Origin of the sequence: Spirosoma aureum (genome assembly GCF_011604685.1) — a bacterium.
GTDB lineage: Bacteria > Bacteroidota > Bacteroidia > Cytophagales > Spirosomataceae > Spirosoma > Spirosoma aureum.
In genome coordinates this window covers 5,657,791-5,675,748 of the sequence record NZ_CP050063.1, presented here as the reverse complement: position 1 = coordinate 5,675,748, position 17,958 = coordinate 5,657,791, and the positions used below count along the sequence as shown (strand labels likewise).

Below are 17,958 nucleotides of genomic sequence, written 5' to 3'. Positions count from 1 at the left end.
GGAGTTGAGGTCGTCAAAAAACCAATTAAAACGTAAGCTGAAGTCCAGCCAGGAACGTGCGTGCCTGCGGATAGCTGGCATAGTCAATGCCGCTCCGTAGCAGTGTTCCATTGCGGGAACCAATTTCCGGATCGTAGCCCGTGTATTTGGTCAGTGTCAGCAGGTTCTGGGTTGAAACGTACACCCGAACTTTGCTAACGACACCGTTTGTGAGCCCACCCAGCACCTTGACCGGAATCGTATAACCAATCGTCAGATTCTTGATCCGCATGTATGAGCCATCTTCAAGGAAGCGGTCAGATGTACGGCTGTTGTTATTAGGATCACCACTAACTGCTCTGGGAACGTCGGTATTGGTGTTGGTTGGCGTCCAGGCATTCAAAACGGCCGTGCCTGCATTGAACAGACGAAGCATTCCCTGCGTAACAACCTTAGTGCCGTTGTAAATCTTATTGCCCTGAACACCTTGCAGATAGAGTGTAAAATCGAAGTTTTTATACGTACCGCTGAAGTTAGCACCGTAGTTAAATTTCGGCAGGTAGCTTCCCAGATAGGTACGGTCATTGGCATCAATTTTACCGTCGCCATTTAGATCTTTAAACTTGATATCGCCGGGCGCTGCTTTGTCCTGATACAGGGTTTTGTCGTTACCATCAACCGCATTCGCGGCATTAATGGCGGCCTGATCCTGGAAAATGCCATCGACCTGCCAGCCGTAAAACGACTGAATGGGCTGCCCAACTTCAGTTTTGGTGATATCGAAACCGCCATAATCAGCATTCTGGCCCGCATAGATGGATGCCGTTGGGGTAGCCAGACTCAACACCCGGTTGCGGGTGATTCCGACGTTAGCCGATACATTCCCCCGAAAATCTCCCTTTGCGTAATTATAACCTGCCTGGAACTCGTACCCCCAGTTTTTCATGCTCCCGATGTTCGCGACCGGCGCATTGGTGTACCCGATGGAATTTGGAATAGGAACCGCCAGAATCAGCCCGTCCGTGAACCGGTTGTACACTTCGCCGGTGAAGGTAATTCGGTTATTAAATAAGCCTACGTCCACGCCCACATTGACCATGTCGGTGGTTTCCCACTTCAGTTCGGTATTGCCTAACGAGTTGAAATAAGAGCCTAAACTGTTGGCACTGCCAAAGGGATAGGCGGTAGCATCAGCCTGCACCAGCGACTGCCAGGCGTAGTTGTTGATGCCATTGAAACCGGTTCGGCCGTAACTGGCCCGTAGTTTCAACTCCGACAGTTGGGGCATACCTTTCATAAAGCCCTCCTGGTTAATACGCCAGCCCACCGAAGCCGATGGGAAGTTACCCCACTTATTACCTGGAGCAAATAAGGAGGAACCATCCCGGCGAATCGAGGCACTCAGCAGGTATTTACCTTCGTAATCATAATTAACACGGCCGACGTAGGATATCAGGTCCGTTTCGGCCCGCGTGCTGGTTATCGAAGGATTGCTAACGCCTTGTATTACATCGAGATCGTTATTGGGCCGGGTGCCTGAACCTGTCAGGCCGGTAGACAGCACCTTTTGGGTTTCGGCCACCGCTAATACGCTGAGGGAGTGTTTCCCAAATGTTTTATCAAACGAAAGCTGATTGGTGATTACCTGAGAGATGTTTGTATTACGCACCTGCGAAACTGTGGCAGAGGTACGCTGAACGTATCCATCGTTGTAAATCGGATTAAAAGTGCTCCCGTTTGTAAAACCTAGATCGACCCCATAATTAAAGCGGTATTTCAAAAAACTGGTTAGCCTGACATCGGCATAGACCGTGGCGAAGGCTTTCAGGAATTTAGTCCGGGTAACGTCCATGGTCAGGGCTCGGAGTGGGTTTTCCGGGTCAGAACCATCGAGTGCGGTGGGGGCACTAAATCCACCTACTTTTGTAGGATCAGTCGTTGGCCAGTAGGGCATCATGCGGATGGCGTGCATCAACTGCGACCGGTCGGCAGATGGCTCCGCCCGCTGGTTGCTGTATGCGGCTGTCAGTGTCTGCCCAATCGTCAGAAATTTAGCGACCTGATGATCAGAATTTAACCGTAACGAACCCCGTTCAAAATCGGTACCCTTCATAATGCCATCCTGTTTGAAGTAGCTTCCCGACGCGAAGAAGCGGGAAACTGTATTTCCTCCCGACAAGGAAAGCTGATGCTGGGCTATTGGCGCGTTCCGGAAAAGTTCGTTTTGCCAGTTCGTTTCAGTTTGGGCAAAGGTTTGCGTTGCCCCGGCATATATCGGCTGATTCAGGTCGCTCAGACGGCCCGGTGTCGGGATACCCGCATTCGTGGTCAGGGCTTTGGCGTACTGCACATACTGATCCCGGTTGAGCACGTCGACTTTATGCCAGGCACTCTGCGTACCGACGTACGAGTCCAGCGAAATGCGCACTTTACTGTCCCGACCACCTTTTTTCGTTGTAATCAGGATCACGCCATTCGAAGCCCTCGATCCATAAATAGCCGCTGAACTGGCATCTTTTAGTACTTCAAGTGACTCGATATCATTGGTATTGAAGCTATTCAAATCCCCCGTTGGTACGCCATCGATGACATAGAGCGGACCCGATGCATAGTTAATCGACCCGATTCCCCGGATCTGTACAATAGGCGAGCTGCCCGGTCCTCCATTGTTGACAACCGATACTCCCGGTACCCGTCCCTGCAAGGCTGACGTAACGTTGGGGACTGGCAGGGCCGTTAATTCTTTCGGTGTTACAGTTGAAACGGCTCCCGTCAGCGACGACCGCCTTTGCGTGCCATAACCAACCACAACGACTTCTTCCAGTGAGCCAGCATCTCCTTCCAGCGATACATTGATCGTTGACTGATTGTTGACCGCAATTTCCTGTTTTTTATACCCAATGTAGCTGAATACCAACACCGCGTTTCCATTCGGAACATCAATTCGATAAGCGCCCCGAGCATCACTGGCGGTGCCACGCGTCGTGCCTCTAATCTGGATATTGACACCAACTAAAGGACTTCCTTTTTCGTCGAGAACGGTACCTGTAATCGATTTATCGGTTGATGCGTTTTGCGCCTTTACGCTCAAAGCAAGGGTTACTATGAGCACTAACTGGCAGAGCCCATGTCGAAAAAAAATACGCAGTAAGCCACGTAGCTGTAGTTGATTGGTCATAATTTTTAAGGTTTTTGGTTTAGTAATGGCAAATAAAACTCTGCATTCCAGGTCGGACGTTTTTCGCAGGAGCTATAAAGATGTGTTTGTAAGTCAGTGATCGTAGCGCATTGCTGACTCTTTTAGGACTGATACGTTTTTTTTCATAGGCTTTTGGAAAGGGTTTAAAAAAGGGAATTGGTTTGTTTGGATAGCGGTAGTGAGTTGAGAAGGTTAGTAGGCATGGTCTTGTATGCCGTTTAATTGTAATTTGTATTTTTTAACTCTTTATGTTAGAACCAGGGCTACTGGTAACTAAAGTCAACTACATGGGTCTATATACTAGAGAAATAACGGATAAAATTGATGAAGAAGTTTAACTAGTGACTCCCAGATTGGTACTATTATTACTTATCTAAATGCAAATAGCAGAATAAGATTTTAATTTGCAACCGATTGCATTATTTTTGTAAAAATTATGTTTTTCCTCGTTTAACAGGCATAAGGTGACTTTTTGTATTCGGTTCATATTGCGGTTTGCTCATCAGTGGATTTAGTAGCCAGGTTATACTATATTATCATTGACAACTTCGTGTTACAATCCCCGATTTAGAGCCAATTCGTGGGAAAATCAGGTGCCGAAATGTATTGATTGAATCAAAAAAACGAGTTTGTCGTGGTTCGAAATAATCAATAACGGCATAAAATATGATCTAGATCATATTTTATGCCGTTATTTGCATTTTGTTTCTCAGTAAGGATCGTTTTAGTTCATGTATTGGTACGTCTCGTTGTGAAAAAAAGAATTGAACGTCGTTATCGAATAGCCCGCTATGTCATCTATCGTCAAACTATTCTGGAACCAGTAGACCATTTCTGGACTTTCCTGGGTGCATTTACAGCTATTGCGGCAATCGGTTTACTCCAGCAATCTCACTTTACCCAGCAGGATGATGTATTTCTAATTGGTTCATTTGGGGCATCCTGTGTATTGATCTTCGGGGCAACCAATAGTCCACTGGCACAGCCCAGAAATTTAGTGGGCGGTCATCTTTTGGCTTCACTCATTGGAGTTGCCATTCATAAGCTTGTTCCAGATCAGATTTGGCTGTCATCGGCGTTGGCCGTTTCATTGTCCATCGTCTGTATGCAAATGACCAAAACCATGCATCCGCCAGCCGGGGCTACTGCCCTTATTGCTAATATCGGTTCTGAAAAAATCAAAAGCCTGGGATTTGGCTATACCCTGACACCTGTCATGACGGGGGTCATTATTTTATTGCTTATAGCGCTGATTGTTAATAATATACCTTCCAGTCGATCGTATCCGGTTGCACCCTGGCCCTGGCGGAAAATAACCGGAAAGAAAAAAAGTATCGGCATGGCCAGACCCAACAACGGGATAAGGAAAAGATGGACATAGCGCAAATGACTTCAGAATGAAGAATAGTCGGACAGAATGTGATCTGCATAGCTGCCTGTTTTGTATGGCTGGGAAGGACGATTGGCAGGCCGTTGTTCGGGCCAACCGGAAAATACTGCATGTCAAAAAAGGGGCATTGATTTTTGCGGAAGGAGATGCGGTTGCAGGAGTCTTTTTTGTGTATAAAGGGATCGTCAAAATTCAAAAGCAGTGGGCGCGCCAAAAGCAGTTGATTCTCAATTTTGCCCGATCGGGTGAAATGATTGGCTATCGCGGTCTGGGGGAAGAACCCATTTTTCCCGTTTCGGCGACAGCCTTAGAGGATGCTGCCATCTGCTACATTGAGTTGCCTTTTTTTGAATCCGCATTGGAAACAAACCATGCCCTTACGCATGCGTTGATGAAGTTTTTTGCCAATGCCTTACAAGCCGCTGAAAAACGTTTGCGCGATCTGGCGCTCATGGATGTGAAGGGACGAGTGGCCGAAACCCTGTTAATGCTGGAGCGAAAGTTTGGCATCGATGCGGGTGGCTATATCGATGTTAGCCTGAAGCAGCAGGACATGGCCGCCTATGCCGGAACAACCTACGAAACGTTTTTCCGAATGCTCCACGAACTGAAAGCGGAAACGATTATTGAACAGGACGGCAAACGGATACTCATTCTGGACCACAATCGGTTGAGTAGTTTGACCCAGATAATACCAGCATAAAACCCCTGTTCATCAATTCGTAGGCTGTTGCTTTAGAACCATTTTTATGGGTAATGGCTACCATTGACCATGTGCTATGGAAAGTAGGTCTGCTTACAATTCGATAAATACGTTTTCCAGTCATTGAGGCTAAACGGTTTAAACGTAAATGAAGCAGCACTGAATGCATAAGAAGCCACAACATCGCAGGGTAATTGAGCGACAGTCAGAATAACGACCGGTACTTGTTGCGTTTCATCACGAGACCGTAAAAAGGCCAGAAAATCCAGTTCGTTCGCACTATCCTGCATATTGATATCCAGCATAACCAGACTTATGCGCTCTAAATTGACCTCCTTCAAATACGTTTTGGCTTCGTTCGCACGTAAAAATTGCTGAAACGTAGCTTCTGGAAAGGAGGTTTCTGAAGCCTGCCCTAATGTCTCGGCCAACGCCCTATCCTCACTGATGACTATAATCGAAAATTGAGACGGCATGGGGTTAAACGATTAGAAAATTCAGGCTTCTGTATCGACTTGAAGCGAAAAAAGTAGAGCCATCAAAGAATTCAAATTTAAAAACATACCTATCTTTTCGATGTCTACTACATTTTAAGCAATGGGTTCAATTTTTTATTCACTCCAGCGTAAAGATAGCCCGGTGCGGCTAGAGATAATTGCCTGTTCGATGCTGAGAATACACCCGTGGGGACCCGTGTAGAAATGAATATTCCGATCAAAAAGCCCTGAATTAACACGAAGCCGCATATCAATCGTAATTGTTGTCGATATAATTTCGACTCATAATCGTTAGTGCTATTATATTATTGGATAGATAAGCTTTCGCTATTGATTAAATAACTAAATTGTACGGATACTATATGCGTTATAATTAAACTAAACGTATATATAGATGATCTCTAAATCATTAAAACGAATACTAACCCCGTTGGCATTCCAGGAAGACATCGTATGGGTGATCTACTTCGTTGCAGTTAAAGTTCCTGATAGTAGCAAAGCTGATAAATCGGAACACAAGTGTGGGTTTGAGATTTGTTACCTCAAAATAGACCCAGTTAACCATTAACGAAATAATTACCTGTCCTGCTGAATTTAGCTTGAATTCTTCATGTAGTACACTCTTTCGATCACTATGTTAACTTCCCCCATTTTATCCGATGACCATTTGCTGCGAGCACTGCTTAAGGACTCGTTAAATGGGCTGATCCTCTACCAGATTGTCCGGGATGAAACCGGTAGACCTATTGATTTTCGATATCAGTTGGTTAACCCGGCAGCGGCTACATTGTTGGGAGCCAGTCAGGAGGAGCTGATTGGCAGAAGCTGCCGGGAGGTATTTCCTCAGGGTGAAGAACTTCGGCATTATTATAAACTGGTAGCCATCAGTGGGCAGAACATGCGGGTCGATTATCAACTACCCCACGATGGACGATGGTTTGAGGTACTTATCACCGGCCAGGCACAGGAAACCCTGCTCTGTTTCTTTACCGACATCACTGAGCGGGTACAAGCCGAACAGGCTTTGATCAAAAACCTCACGCTGCTTCAACAGACCGAAGAGTTGGCCGGAATCGGCAGTTGGGATTATGACCGGTCAATGGATTGCTTCTTTTGGTCCGAGGGTATGTATCGGTTGTTTGGTATCGAATCAGGGGCACCTGTTTCCCTTCAAACGTATAGTAAATCTGCCATCCTGGCCGATCAGCCTGTTGCCCAGCGAATTGTTGAGCAGTTGACAACTGGCAGCCATTCTTTCGAAGAGGTACTTCGCATCTGGCGGCATAGCGAAGTGCATAGAATCAAAATTAAAGGTGTCGTAAAGGCCGACGGGAAAGAACAGCCCGACTGGGTGCTTGGCATCTGCTGGGACATTAGCTAGGCAGTCGAGTTTGCTAAGCTAACCACTAGCAAACCCTTTTGACCGCCTGCTCAAAAGTTTTGCTTTGATCGGTATAGGATACTTACCTTGGATGTATGCCTAAACGAACATGCCTGTGCTTCCCTTTGCTTGAACATTCTTTGTGGGTCTTTCCCAACAGCTCCTTGTGAGTGCTTGATTTTACGTCCCGACTGGGCTATTGGCACCCGATCAGGTTTTGGCCTGCATTGCCTTAGTGCCTTAAGCTCGCCTTACGGGCGACGAATTCCTGTTTCCATACACTGAGATTTTAATCTACAGGTCAACCTTGTTAGTAATGAATTATAGAGGAAATGAACACCATAATCAAAAATGACTGGTACAGGGATTTTTTAACGGGCCTTATCTGCCTGATGGGGGAGTGGGCTTACGCCATAAGCACAAGTGCCGGCTTGTTAAGCAAAAACAGCCATTCATCCAATTGCCGATGGTAGATAAGCGCTGTTGCTATTCCTTTGAGCCAACAAATCAGCCTTAACCATGAGCTTAACGAAAGTCCTTTTGATTTTCACCTTTTTGGTGTTTAGTGTGGTCAGTATCAGTACGATTCTGTGGCTGTTAAACCAACGAAGTGACTTTACACCAATTCTGGCCATACTGCTTCTGATCATTCATGGCTGGATATTCCTTAAAACGAAAGCTTTCACTAAAAACCCGTTTAAAAACTAATGCGAAAAACTATAATTTCAATTGTTTCAGCCCTTGGGCTCCTGCTTTTGGTCAGTCAGTTTGTTATTTCCTGTACAACAATCGACGCTAGCCACGAAGGGATCAAAGTCAGTAAAATAGGCTCCGACCGGGGAGCCTCCGACATTGAGAACGTGACAGGCTGGGTTTTCTATAATCCATTGACTTCCTTTATTGAGCAATATCCTACCTTCACCCAGACCAAGGATTATGACCCCTTTACCGTAAGTGCCAAAGGAGGTACGCTATTTAAGATTGACCCCACTCTGAACTATCACCTGGTAAAAGGACAGGGCGCTTCCGTTTATCGCAAGTATCGAAAGGAGTTGCCCGACATCGAAAATAACATCCTGCGCACTATTGTTTACAATTCGTATCGGGACGTTGCGAACACCTTTACGCCTGATTCACTGGTTAATAACCGGGTTAGTTTTGAAGATCAGGTAGAAGCTAAATTACAGAAAGCCCTGGTCAATGATGGATTTGCCTTTGAGAATATTACCTCCAATCTAACCCCGCCCGAATCGCTGCAGGCCATGATTGATGCCAAGAATACGGCCGTACAGAATGCACTCCGGCTCAACAATCAGGTAGCGGCCGAAAAAGCATCGGCTGAAATTGCCGTGACCAAAGCCAGTGGTATTGCCCGAGCCAAAATTATTGAAGCGGAAGCAGAAGCACGGGCCAATGAGCTGAAACAAAAGACGTTAACGCCTATGCTCATCCAACAGCAGTGGATTGCCAAATGGAACGGCAGCTTACCAACCACACAGCTTGGCAGTAGTTCAACAATGATACAAATGCCGATCAAATAAGGTTTGACTGGTAAGTCAGTATACAGCCAATTTGTTCGAAGGTAGTGTGACAGATCGACGGAGTCCAGTAACAAGCTAACACTAGTTACTGGACTCCGTCGATCTGTATTTTGGAAGGGTTGTAATTTGGTCTCACTTAAAAAATCAGGCGTTTAAATAAACCGCCGAATTGTGGCTTATTCAAACAATTACATCGAGAATAAGCTGAATGGGGTAAAAGTGTTTGAGTACAAACGGGCTTCACCTGCCTTTAGGAGTTTAGTGATCATCAGTAAATTCAGGAGATTTGCCCGCTTCGGTGAATCGCCAAATGGGTGAATTAAGTGGTCACTCAATGAAGCGCTTTTTCGCAGGATTAATGGCTAAGAGATTAACTAAACTTATTTGTAAAACCGTATTCCTATGGATCGTCGGAAATTCATTAAGCATACCGCTGTAGCTACCGCGAGCACGACCATCTTGAACTTTCCTATTTATGGCAAAAATGCGCCGAGTAACAAGGTCGTTGTGGCCGTAATGGGTGTCAATAGTCGCGGTTCGTACCATGCCAGGTCGTTTTCCAAACTGCCTAATGTGGAGGTGGCCTACCTCTGCGATGTGGAAGATAAGGCCATTAAAAATGGGTTGGATGCGGTGAAAGATGCCAGCCGCAAACCCACCATCATAAAGGACATCCGCGAACTGGTGACCCAAAAAGACTTCGACGCACTGCTCATTGCTGCTCCTGATCACTGGCACGCTCCGGCAGCACTGATGGGCGTAGCCAATGGCAAACACGTGTATGTCGAAAAACCCTGTAGTCAGAATCCCTACGAGAGTGAAATGCTGATTCAGGCCCGTGACAGGTACGGCAAGCTGATCCAGGTGGGTAGCCAGCGCCGGTCGTTTCCAACCCTGATCGAAGCGGTGAAAGAAGTACGTGGCGGGGCCATTGGCAACCCCTATTTTGCCAAGTCCTGGTACACCAACTCCCGCAAATCGATTGGCGTAGGCAAGAAAGTTGCCGTACCAAGCACCCTGGATTTTAACCTCTGGCAAGGCCCGGCGCCCCGTCAGGACTACCGGGATAATCTGGTGCATTATAACTGGCACTGGTTCTGGAACTGGGGTACCGGCGAAGCCTGTAACAACGGTAATCACGAGATCGATTGTTGCCGCTGGTTTCTGGGCGTTGATTTTCCCTCGAAAGTAACCTCGTCGGGTGGGCGATATGCCTTCAAAGATGACTGGCAGACGCCAGATACGCAAGTAGCTACGTTTGAATTTGACAACGGGAAAGCCATCACCTGGGAAGGACGCAGTTGCAGTTCATTTCCCATTGATGGTAGCGGCCGGGGCTTCATTATTTATGGCGACAAAGGCACGCTCGTGAATAAAGGTGGGGGCGATTACCAGATTTTTGATGAGAAGAACAAGCTTGTCAAAGAGATCAAACCCGACACTGTACTCGACCCCAACAACACCGTTAGCGCTACGGGTGATCTGGAATTGACACACTTCACCAACTTCGTGGAAACCATCCGGGAGAATACGAAACTAACGGCTCCGATTGAGGAGGGACATAAAAGCGTATTGCTCTGTCATTTAGCCAATATTGCCCAGCGGACTGGTTCTACCTTGCACTGCGACACTACAAACGGGCATATCAAAGACAATAAAGCAGGCACACAACTCTGGAAACGGGAGTACGAAAAAGGCTGGGAAATGAAGGTGTAATGGTTTTTTTTGTCAGGGTTTATCGGATAAACCAGTATTGATTTGACAAACAAAAACTGGTTTATTCGATAAACCCTGGTCCGTTTTCTTCCCCCGTTTTCATACCGGATTCTGATTATTATTTCCAGTTGCATACGAACGGTTAGCACTAAATAAATTAACCGCTAAGCGGCTAATTGCCGTAGTTCAGCCGAGAAATTGTCAAGAATTTTCTGCAACTCGCCCAAGCTTTGCTGGTCAGCCGTTGAACTACTCTAAACACGGTAAAAGACCCCATTGGTACGCACGCTCCTGGGTAAGGCACATCGACAACCCGCCAATCATGACAAACGGCTGCTTCGGTTCTTTCAATATCCGCAGGCAGCTATGCTGACTGAGTGTGTTCAACGATTCAGGTTTCGCTTACTCAGGGCCAAGTCAATTAGCTCGTATTAGAATCAACCAATCCCCCAATTGGTTAGAAATGCTAGGACCCAGATCAATCACTGTTCAAAAGAGGTATTTAAGAAATCAGCACATAGCTCTCGGATTTCAAGCGGTTTTGAGACAAGCACAGATCTGGTTTGATGGTCGTCTCTAAAGTCAAATGGCATTTCGTTTAGTAGTCTGGCGAGTATAGTCCAACTGAGTCACTACTCCTAAGTGATTGATTTTTAATAAATTATTTGATTTTGATCGGAAATTGGCACCATTAAAGTTTAATAAAAAATAAAAATAGTCAAAAATGCTTGACTTCCTGAAATCGGCTTTTACCTTTGTATTCAACATTGTTGAATTTTAATAAACTCTGTTATGGGGCTGGCCTGATTGGTTCGCCATTTTCTCAAATGCACATGCCTTAAACCCAAACCTTACTCGTTCATGAAGAAAACTATCCGAAATCCGCATGGGGATTTAACAAGATTCCTATGCCCTGTTCTCTCTATAGCTTTCCTGTTTCAAGGGGCTTTGGAGACGTATGCAGCAGGACCTGTTGAGCGACTTGAAACGTACACTATTTCAGCCTCCGGGCTGGTAATGCCTCTACTTAAGCGATCCGGAAAAAAGCCTGACAAAGAAGCGAAAAGTGTGGATCGGACCATTTCGGGAAAGGTGACTGATGAGAATGATCAACCCTTGCCTGGGGTCAGTATTGTGGTAAAAGGCTCGACCATTGGTACGGCCAGCAAAGCAGATGGGACGTTTTCGCTAAATACAAAAGAGGGGTCTGTTACGTTGGTTTTCTCGTTTATGGGCTACGTGGCGCATGAAGTGGCTACTGGCAATAAAACTTCCATCGACGTGAAGCTTCTGCCCAACGCCGAGCAGTTGAAAGAGGTTGTCGTTGTGGGCTATGGCACGCAGCAAAAGAAGGATCTGACCGGATCGGTTGGCTCCATTTCCGCAAAAGATATTGAAACCTCGACCATCAATACACCGGACAAAGCCTTACAGGGAAAAATCGCGGGTGTGCAGGTTCATACGAACTCGCACGCACCGGGCGGTGGCATTGCCGTTCAGGTGCGCGGAACGGCGTCTTTGTCGGCGGGTGGTTCTCCCCTTTATGTAATCGACGGGATGCCGATCAGCAGTGGTACGCAAACGAGCGCCAGCACGGACGCCGGTTCGTTTGGGGGCGCTCCGAATCCGTTAAATTCGATTGATCCATCGGATATTGAATCAGTACAGGTGCTTAAAGATGCCTCAGCAACAGCTATTTACGGTTCTAGAGCAGCTAATGGTGTTGTTCTGATCAGCACCAAACGAGGTAAGGCGAATCAACACAATGTCGATTTCGACATATCAGTTGGCGTCCAGCAGGCCCGGCGCAAGCTTCCCTTTCTGAATGCGGAGCAATGGGCGCAGCAAGCCAATGAACGTTCTACGTTGCTGGGTCGACCCCCAACTTACACGCAGGCTCAGGTAGCCGCTTTTGGGAAAGGCACCGACTGGCAGAATGAAGTATTTCAGGCCGCTCCCCGGCAAGCCTATAAACTGGCGTTTTCGGGGGGAGGGCAGAACCTGCGTTATTTGATTGGAGGGAATTACACCAACCAGAATGGTATTTTGCCCGGCTCCAGCTTCAAGCGATACGGTACGACAATCAACCTGGATGCCGACGTCAGCAAACGGTTACGCATTGGCGAAAGTTTGCTTTTTAGCGTAACGGATCAGTATACGGTGCCAACGGATACGAAGGGCTACGAGGGTATCTCCAATGTGATTAATGCGATCTATCAGGCTCCGCCAACCATTCCGGCGCGGGATAGCCTCGGTTTGCCCAATAACCTACGCAACTTCCCGCTGGGTAGCGGTCTGGAAAATCCGTTGACCATGACCGAACAGTATAAGCAGTTGAGCAACACGCTACGCTTGATTGGTACGGCCTATGCCAACTACAACATCATGGACGGCCTGGATCTGGACATTCGGGTAGGGGCTGACATTCGGGACTGGCGCTACCACGAATATTATCCAATCGGCTCAGAAGCGGCAGCGGGCGCGAGTGGGAAAGCCCGCCAGATTGCGGTTCGAAACATCAACATTACCAACGCCAATACACTGACCTACACCAAAACGATCAATAACCTCCATAAACTTAAAGTGCTGGGCGGGTTTACCTACCAGCGGGAGAAAAATGAAACGATGGATGCATCGTCGTTTGGCTTTCCCAGCGATGTATTTCAATACTACAACCTGGGCCTGGGTAGCAGTCCCCAAACGCCGGGCAGCAATCAGAATGAATGGACGCTGATTTCGTATCTGGGTCGGGTAAACTATACGTTCAACGACAAGTATCTGCTGACGGCGTCGATTCGGGCCGATGGCGATTCGAAATTTGGGGCCAATAACAAATACGGTATTTTCCCATCGGTTGCGTTGGCCTGGCAGCTGGGCGACGAACCCTTCATCCGAAATCTGGGCGTGTTCGACCTGTTGAAATTGCGGACCAGTTTCGGTCGGACGGGCAACGAATCCATCGGCGTATATAGGTCACTGTCACTGCTCGGTACGTCGTTTGGTACGCGTAGTTCCTATATTTTCGGCGGCTCGAAGGTACCAATTGCGTATCCTAACAACATACCCAATCCTGACCTGAGCTGGGAGAAAACGCAGGAATACAATTTGGGGCTTGATTTTTCACTATTCAAAAACCGACTCAGTGTTTCGGTCGATGCCTATTACAAGAAAACAACCGATCTGCTGCTCGATGTGCCGATTTCGTCCCAAACGGGCTTCAGCAGCGTATTGAAAAATACGGGCGCAATGCTCAATAAAGGCATTGAAATTGGCGTGAATAGCACAAATCTGGCGGGCAAACTGGGCTGGACAACAAATTTTAATATTGCCTTCAACCGCAATGAGATTTTATCATTAGGAGGTGCACCTTATCAATATACCGGCTGGGTTGGTGGTGGTAATGTAACACCCCACGACAAGAACACGGCCCGCCTGGAGCCGGGACATTCGGTCGGGGAGTTCTACGGTTCGATTTATGAGGGCGTCTGGAAATCAACTGAGGAAATTAAGCAGGTGGGCACAATGCCAGCCGCCAAACCCGGCGACATTCGCTACAAAGACGTGAATGGCGATGGTACGTATAACACCGAAAGCGACGACGTATTTCTGGGTAACCCGAACCCAAAATTCAATTTTGGACTGACGAACGATCTGAATTATGGCCCGCTCAGTTTGCATGTGTTTATGTATGGTGAATATGGCAACTCAGTCCTTAATCTGGCCAAGCAGCAGTGGTTATTAGACGGATTGGGCGTTTCGGCCATGCGGCTTGATCGCTGGTCGCCCACGAATCCGAACGGAATTTATCCGGGAGCGGGGGCATCGAATCCGCAGCGCGTTAGCTCGATTATGGTCGAAGATGGGTCGTTTCTGCGTATCCAGACCATCGCACTGACCTACAAAATACCTTCGTTCTCCAAGTTTGTCAAAAATGCCCGGATTGGCATCGGGGTTGATAATCTGGCTGTACTGACGAAATACACAGGCTACGATCCTGAGCTGAATTCATACGGTTCCAGTAACACGACTAAAGGGATGGATCGCTATGGTTATCCATCGGCCCGCACCTTCCGCCTTGATCTTAAACTGGGTTTTTAACTCCTAACCAGCCATTTCCATGATTACCCTAGTTAAAACCAATAAAGTCGCAGCCATCTGCGTGGGGTTACTCCTCGCCGGAAGCACTGGCTGTCAGGATATATTAGACGAAAAAGTATATAGCCAGGTTGCCGTCGATGCCTTTTACAAAACCAGTGATCAGGCGCAGCTGGCATTGAACGGCGTATATACCCGATTGTGGGACGATACGTATCGCGATGGTCAGTGGGTGACGCTGGGCGACGTAACGGCGGGAATTCTGATTGGGGGCGGCTCGGCCAACGGTTCCGGCGATCGCTCAGGCGTTACCAACGATTTCAACACGTTCTCCTGGAATTCCGACGCGCTTGAATTATCGACGGCCTGGGATTATTACTATGCCGCCATCAACCGGGCGAACGTGTTGATAGATAAACTGGCGGCTTCTACGATCCCGAACAAGGCGAGGCTGGATGGTGAAACCCGGTTTTTACGGGCGCTTTTTTACTTTAACCTGGTCCGTATTTTCGGTGGGGTTCCGCTCCAAACGCAAGGCACTTCGGACTTGAGCGAAGTAAACAAACCGCGCAACACGGCCGAGGAAGTCTACGCATTTATTGGTAAAGATCTGGAAACGGCCGCCAGCGAATTGAGCCCCTATAGCGAGGGCGATCATACAGCGGGCAAGGCGACCTCGCTGGCTGCTACGTCTCTGCTGGCGAAGGTGTACCTGCAACAACGGCAATGGCAAAAAGCCGCCGACGAAGCCAAAAAAGTAATCGATTCGAAAGCGTTCGACCTGATGGCCGATTATGAAAACATTGTGAACCCTGACTTTCGCAATGGCAAAGAAATGATCTTCTCGATCCAGCACGGCGGTAATGCCAATAGTACATCGCAACTGTATCAAACCCGGATGATTTACCTGTTCGGGCCACCCGCGATGTCGTTGTCCAACGGGACCAGCATTCAGTTTCACTTTCTGAAAGACCTGGTTATTTTTCAGGCGCGCAAAGAGTTCTTTGCCAACTCGCCCGATACATACCGCAAGTGGTGGTCGGTACGGGACAAGATGCCGTACTACTATAAAAATGGCATCAAAGACCTGGTGCGTGATACGGTGAAAATGTACGCGCCATTCCTGACCAAATTCAATCGGGTCGACTTTTCGACAGGTATCCTGAAGGAAGGGGTTGACTATCCTTTGATTCGGTACGCGGATGTGCTGCTGACCTACGCCGAAGCGATCAATGAACTGGGTAACCCCACTCCGGCCGCCTACGAGGCTATCAATAAAGTCCGGCAGCGGGCGCGGGCTGTGGGAACGGCCAATGCGCAGCCAGCCAGTCTTTACCCGGATTTAGCTGGTCTCAGCCAGGCACAATTTCGGGATGCGTTACTGACCGAACGAGCCCGAGAATTCGTGGGCGAAGGACACTATCGTTGGGATTTGCTACGACATGATCGGCTGATTTCCAACGCCAAGCAACTCGGCATTACGGCGGCTGCCGATAAACACGTGTTATTTCCGATTCCGGCACTGCAACTAAGTCGAAACACGGCACTCAAGCAAAACCCAGGGTATAATTAGGACCCGTCAAGCTTAATTCTACTTAAACCGATAAGGTTTTAGAAACCTTATCGGTTTGAATGCAGCCAATCGCTATTTCTTACCTTTTTTTATATTCTATGAATCAACGTAAACGCAATTCCTGGCTAAAGCTGATGGCACTCAATGCCTGTATGCTCAGCTCTCTTCCCAGCACCGGTTTACTGGCGCAGACCAGTTCTGACAAACCCACACAGATTGAAGTTGATCTGACGAAAGACAAAGGTCCACTAAAACCGATCTGGGCGTGGTTTGGCTATGACGAACCCAATTATACGTATATGAAGGACGGTAAGAAATTGCTGACCGAAATCTCTAAATTGAGTAAAATACCGGTCTATGTTCGGGTGCATAGTCTGCTTGTAACGGGCGATGGAGAAGCCGCGCTAAAATGGGGTTCAACCAATGCCTATACGGAGGACGCCAACGGAAAACCGGTTTATAACTGGACCATCGTCGATAAGATTTTCGATACGTTCATCGAGCGCGGTATGAAGCCCATTGCTCAGATTGGGTTTATGCCGCAGGCTCTTTCTACGAAGCCTGAACCGTACCGGCACCATTGGAAGCCAGGTGATAATTATAATGACATTTACCTCGGCTGGGCTTACCCCCCCAAAGATTACGCCAAATGGAGCGAGCTGGTCTATCAGTGGGTGAAGCACTCGGTCGCGAAATACGGCCAGAAAGAGGTCGAAAGCTGGTATTGGGAACTATGGAATGAACCCAACATCAGCTACTGGAAAGGCACAACGGAGGAATACATCAAACTTTATGACTATACCGCCGATGCCGTGAAGCGGGCTTTGCCAACCGCCAAAATGGGCGGTCCCGAAGTGACGGGTCCGGGCAACGAAAAATCGCATGTATTTTTCAAAGCGTTCATGGATCATATTGTTAATGGAAAGAACTACGTGACGGGAAAGGTCGGTACCCCAATTGATTTCATTACATTCCATGCCAAAGGCGCCCCAAAACTGGTGGATGGGCATGTGCAGATGAACATGGGCACGCAACTACGTGACATCGACAAAGGCTTTGAAGTCGTAGCTTCGTACCCAAGTCTGAAAAACCTGCCGATCATTATTGGCGAGTCAGACCCGGAAGGTTGCGCGGCCTGTTCGGAGGATTTTAGTCCCCAGAATGCCTACCGCAATGGCACGATGTATTCCAGCTATACAGCCGCTTCATTTGCCCGCAAATATGACCTGGCTCAGTCGCGTGGCGTTAACTTGGCCGGTGCGGTTACCTGGGCGTTTGAATTTGAAGATCAGCCCTGGTTCCGGGGTTTCCGCGATCTGGCCACCAACGGCGTCGATAAACCCGTTCTGAACGTATTCCGCATGTTTGGCATGATGCCGACTACGCGCGTCGATGTAAAAAGCGGCTTAGCCTATGACTACGTTCGTGTGCGGGATGCGAGCGTACGTGCCGAAGCAGATATCAATGCCCTGGCGTCTAAAGATGCACAATCGGCCGCTGTAATGGTCTGGAACTACCATGATGATAACGTACCAGCACCTGATGCCCCCGTTTCGGTTCGGTTGAAAGGATTGCCTAATAAGAAAGTTCTTCTTCATCATTACCGCATTGACAAGGAATTCAGCAACTCATATGAAGTCTGGAAGAAAATGGGCTCGCCCAAGAATCCAACGACCGAACAGGTGGCCGAACTGGAAGCCGCTGGACAGTTGAAAGAACTTTCTGCCCCCGAACCAGTAACAGTGACCAGCGGTGAAGCCACGCTGAATTTCTCCTTACCCCGGCAGGGTGTATCCCTGTTAAAGTTGTCGTGGGATTAATATAAACCTTGATTACAACCATTTTAACCAGTTTTTTAAGCCCTGTCACTTGAAATATGTCTAC

Annotated in this window: 12 protein-coding genes; 10 read left to right on the top strand and 2 right to left on the bottom strand. The window is 47.8% G+C overall.

Features of this window, described 5'->3' with window-relative positions; all coding sequences use genetic code 11:
- Positions 1-25 precede the first annotated feature (25 nt).
- Positions 26-3,157 (bottom strand): SusC/RagA family TonB-linked outer membrane protein, encoded by a 3,132-nt coding sequence (locus G8759_RS22565; RefSeq protein WP_167212819.1) that lies wholly within the window; start codon positions 3,155-3,157, stop codon positions 26-28.
- Between the two features lie 772 nt (positions 3,158-3,929).
- On the opposite strand from G8759_RS22565, the gene G8759_RS22560 reads away from it, so the two are divergent.
- Entirely contained in the window at positions 3,930-4,559 is a 630-nt protein-coding gene (locus tag G8759_RS22560; RefSeq protein ID WP_232073907.1) for an HPP family protein, read from the top strand.
- A gap of 64 nt (positions 4,560-4,623) precedes the next feature.
- Complete coding sequence (locus G8759_RS22555; RefSeq protein WP_167212810.1) at positions 4,624-5,271, top strand: Crp/Fnr family transcriptional regulator; 648 nt, start codon at positions 4,624-4,626, stop codon at positions 5,269-5,271.
- A gap of 74 nt (positions 5,272-5,345) precedes the next feature.
- On the opposite strand, the gene G8759_RS22550 is transcribed toward G8759_RS22555, so the two are convergent.
- Complete coding sequence (locus tag G8759_RS22550) at positions 5,346-5,747, bottom strand: response regulator (protein ID WP_167212805.1); 402 nt, start codon at positions 5,745-5,747, stop codon at positions 5,346-5,348.
- A gap of 655 nt (positions 5,748-6,402) precedes the next feature.
- Between G8759_RS22550 and G8759_RS22545 the strand changes: the two genes are divergently transcribed.
- The 8 genes from G8759_RS22545 to G8759_RS22510 all read left to right on the top strand — a co-directional run bounded on the left by G8759_RS22545 (position 6,403) and on the right by G8759_RS22510 (position 17,894).
- Complete coding sequence (locus G8759_RS22545) at positions 6,403-7,149, top strand: PAS domain-containing protein (protein ID WP_167212801.1); 747 nt, start codon at positions 6,403-6,405, stop codon at positions 7,147-7,149.
- 519 nt (positions 7,150-7,668) lie between these two features.
- Entirely contained in the window at positions 7,669-7,857 is a 189-nt protein-coding gene (locus tag G8759_RS22540; RefSeq protein ID WP_162390439.1) for a hypothetical protein, read from the top strand.
- Complete coding sequence (locus G8759_RS22535; RefSeq protein WP_162390440.1) at positions 7,857-8,690, top strand: SPFH domain-containing protein; 834 nt, start codon at positions 7,857-7,859, stop codon at positions 8,688-8,690. Before G8759_RS22540 ends, G8759_RS22535 begins: the two co-directional genes overlap by 1 nt.
- A gap of 171 nt (positions 8,691-8,861) precedes the next feature.
- Positions 8,862-9,008, top strand: coding sequence for a hypothetical protein (locus G8759_RS22530; RefSeq protein ID WP_167212794.1), 147 nt, complete (start codon positions 8,862-8,864; stop codon positions 9,006-9,008).
- Between the two features lie 84 nt (positions 9,009-9,092).
- On the top strand, positions 9,093-10,406 hold the full coding sequence (locus G8759_RS22525; RefSeq protein ID WP_167212786.1) for a Gfo/Idh/MocA family protein: 1,314 nt from the start codon (positions 9,093-9,095) through the stop codon (positions 10,404-10,406).
- Positions 10,407-11,267: 861 nt separating this feature from the next.
- The gene (locus G8759_RS22520) at positions 11,268-14,504 is read left to right on the top strand and encodes a SusC/RagA family TonB-linked outer membrane protein (RefSeq protein WP_167212781.1); all 3,237 of its coding nucleotides are present in this window, start codon (positions 11,268-11,270) and stop codon (positions 14,502-14,504) included.
- Between the two features lie 19 nt (positions 14,505-14,523).
- On the top strand, positions 14,524-16,074 hold the full coding sequence (locus tag G8759_RS22515; protein WP_167212777.1) for a RagB/SusD family nutrient uptake outer membrane protein: 1,551 nt from the start codon (positions 14,524-14,526) through the stop codon (positions 16,072-16,074).
- Positions 16,075-16,226: 152 nt separating this feature from the next.
- Entirely contained in the window at positions 16,227-17,894 is a 1,668-nt protein-coding gene (locus G8759_RS22510) for a GH39 family glycosyl hydrolase (protein WP_232074319.1), read from the top strand.
- The last annotated feature ends 64 nt before the right edge of the window (positions 17,895-17,958 follow it).

What these genes read in the sequence shown, in the direction of transcription:
- G8759_RS22565 (WP_167212819.1), bottom strand. Translation starts at nt 3,157, where the DNA reads ATGACCAATCAACTACAGCTACGTGGCTTACTGCGTATTTTTTTTCGA.
- G8759_RS22555 (WP_167212810.1), top strand. Translation starts at nt 4,624, where the DNA reads ATGGCTGGGAAGGACGATTGGCAGGCCGTTGTTCGGGCCAACCGGAAA.
- G8759_RS22550 (WP_167212805.1), bottom strand. Translation starts at nt 5,747, where the DNA reads ATGCCGTCTCAATTTTCGATTATAGTCATCAGTGAGGATAGGGCGTTG.
- G8759_RS22545 (WP_167212801.1), top strand. Translation starts at nt 6,403, where the DNA reads ATGTTAACTTCCCCCATTTTATCCGATGACCATTTGCTGCGAGCACTG.
- G8759_RS22540 (WP_162390439.1), top strand. Translation starts at nt 7,669, where the DNA reads ATGAGCTTAACGAAAGTCCTTTTGATTTTCACCTTTTTGGTGTTTAGT.
- G8759_RS22535 (WP_162390440.1), top strand. Translation starts at nt 7,857, where the DNA reads ATGCGAAAAACTATAATTTCAATTGTTTCAGCCCTTGGGCTCCTGCTT.
- G8759_RS22525 (WP_167212786.1), top strand. Translation starts at nt 9,093, where the DNA reads ATGGATCGTCGGAAATTCATTAAGCATACCGCTGTAGCTACCGCGAGC.
- G8759_RS22520 (WP_167212781.1), top strand. Translation starts at nt 11,268, where the DNA reads ATGAAGAAAACTATCCGAAATCCGCATGGGGATTTAACAAGATTCCTA.
- G8759_RS22515 (WP_167212777.1), top strand. Translation starts at nt 14,524, where the DNA reads ATGATTACCCTAGTTAAAACCAATAAAGTCGCAGCCATCTGCGTGGGG.
- G8759_RS22510 (WP_232074319.1), top strand. Translation starts at nt 16,227, where the DNA reads ATGCTCAGCTCTCTTCCCAGCACCGGTTTACTGGCGCAGACCAGTTCT.